General features: G+C 61.0%; 2 protein-coding genes. One reads left to right on the top strand and one right to left on the bottom strand.

Translation table 11 applies throughout. The features are described from left to right. Positions 1-302: 302 nt before the first annotated feature. Positions 303-1,196 (bottom strand): hypothetical protein, encoded by an 894-nt coding sequence (locus tag WBF74_RS10045; protein ID WP_424439004.1) that lies wholly within the window; start codon positions 1,194-1,196, stop codon positions 303-305. Positions 1,197-1,656: 460 nt separating this feature from the next. Between WBF74_RS10045 and WBF74_RS10040 the strand changes: the two genes are divergently transcribed. Beyond that, on the top strand, positions 1,657-2,154 hold a 498-nt coding region (locus WBF74_RS10040; protein WP_424439001.1), incomplete at its 3' end, for a PAS domain-containing protein.

Genomic DNA, 2,154 nt, shown 5'->3' with positions numbered 1-2,154 from the left:
TTCCTCCTTTGACGCTCAGGTCTGGACGCTGACGACGGACCTAAGCAGGCTTTCTTCGCCGCCCCAGAATCCCAACCTTGCCTCTTCTGGCGTGTCCGTTCCCTGTTGGTCTCAGCTTGCCGCTCATCCGCAAGAGCGGTTCGGTATCTAGCGTCCATTTAGCGCGCCCATTTTCACCACCTATTTTTACAAACGCCTCGAAGCTGAGCACACAGAAAAACGGAGAGAGCTTTTTCTCTCTCCGTTCCGGCCGGCGTATTTGCGGAGCGCGGGATGAAGCGGTCGCGCTCCGCCCCCTCGCCTTAATAGCCCACGCCACCTGAGAAGAAGGCACCACCCGTGGCCGCCATTTCCTCGCCGCGCTCATTCTTGCGGATGAAGACTTCCGCATAGGCCGCGCGGGTCGCAGCCGGGATTTCGCTATAGCTGCGGCTCTGCTGCGGCACGCAGGCAAGCATCCCGTTCGAGCCATGACGCAGCGCCTCGCCCGGACGGCACTCGATCACATAGCCGCCGGCATAATCGGGCCGTGCGGACGCATCCTTGCCCACCATGCGGCCAATCGTTGTGACCAGCATGTCGCCCGCCGTGCAGTGGAAAAGCTCCACATCATCGCTCGGATCAATTTCCGTGGCAGTCGTGCTCATGCGCGCTGCTTCTTCAAGACCCTTCGCGCTGACGCAGATCGCCTTGACCGGCTTTACGACACGCGCGGTGCGCACGATCACATTGAGCGCTCCCATGGGAGCCGCCTGCGGCGCGGAGACGAAGTAGCTCGAACCACCACCGCCATAGCCGCCACCGCTGCCATTCGCGATACCGACCGCGCTTGAACGGTCAAGCGCGGAGGACGCGCTGTCCGCCGCCGCATTCGCATTAGCGATGGCCGATGCTGTGGCCGTTGCCGAGGCACCCGCATGAACATTGACGAGGACGTTTATGTTGTTCTCGTTGTAGTTCTTGTTGATGTTCGTATTGGTGTTGGTGTTCTTGTTGTAGTTGGCGTTCTTATAGCCGCCCTTGCCGCCATCATGGCCACCGCAGCCGCCACCGCATGCGGGCGGAGGCGGAGGGGTGCAGCCGCTATTGCAACCGGCACCGGCCGGAGCCGCCGTCAGCAGCGCATAGAGGAAAAACGCCGCTGCAATGAGAGCAACGGTGAGAAACGGCCTGTTTCTGAACAATGTGACATTCATCTGCTTCATCCTGACACTCGCGGCCCATAAGGGCACGTTGGCCTGCGTCTATGTGAGCCCGTTCCGGGTTCTTGCGCCGATAAATGCAGAAGCCATGCCGAAGCCCGCATGTTGAAGCGGGACAGGTGTACGCATCAAAGCGGCGCACCGGCGAGCAAGGGATTAACCTTTTCGCAGCCGGCCCGCCTCCTGCAAATCCCAAGTCTTTGATCTGTCAACGAAAAATGAAAACGCCGATGCTCTCGCAGCGGCGTCAGACCTGCGCCGTTAACGACTGGCACGCTTCATGCTCCCGTCTGCACGTCCGGCACCTGAACCACAAGGCAGCGTGTCGGATCGGCACCGGGAAGGTTCTCCGGGCCGGAATGGGAAGGAGCGACCCGAAACGGGACGATCTTCTCCGAATGAGTTAGAGTTCACCCGGGGAGCCGGGCGAGCAGCACGGCAGGGGTTGAGGGGCATGAAGCACAGAAACAATCAGATTCTGTTCGATTACTGGAATGCGCTGCGCGCTGGCCGTCCTGCGCCGCGCCGTGCCGAGATCGAACCCGGCGATATTCGCCGCGTCCTGCCTTACGTCTTCATTCTGGAGCGCAAGGACCGCGACACATGGCGTTTCCGCCTTGCAGGTACGGGCCTGTGCAGCACCTATGGCATGGAGTTTCGCGGCCACAACATCCTCTCCATGTGGTCCGACGACTGCGCCGAAAACCTGAAAGACGCGCTGGAAGACATAACGGCCAACGCCACCATCTCCGTTGTCGAATATACCGCCGCAACGAATGAAGAGCGCGAAGCAACCTTCGAGATGATCCTGCTCCCGCTCGCCCATGAAGATGGCACGATTACCCGCGTGCTGGGCGCCGCCGTTCCCATCGACCGCTTCCCCTGGATTGGTGAACGCATGTTTGCGCGCCAATGGATTGACCGGCTGCGCCGCCTCGACCCGGAACGGATG

The sequence above is a fragment of the Parvibaculum sp. genome (assembly GCF_049672805.1).
In the GTDB taxonomy this organism is placed as follows: Bacteria; Pseudomonadota; Alphaproteobacteria; order Parvibaculales; family Parvibaculaceae; genus Parvibaculum.
This window is presented reverse-complemented; position numbering and strand designations above follow the sequence as displayed.

What these genes read in the sequence shown, in the direction of transcription:
- WBF74_RS10045 (WP_424439004.1), bottom strand. Translation starts at nt 1,196, where the DNA reads ATGAATGTCACATTGTTCAGAAACAGGCCGTTTCTCACCGTTGCTCTC.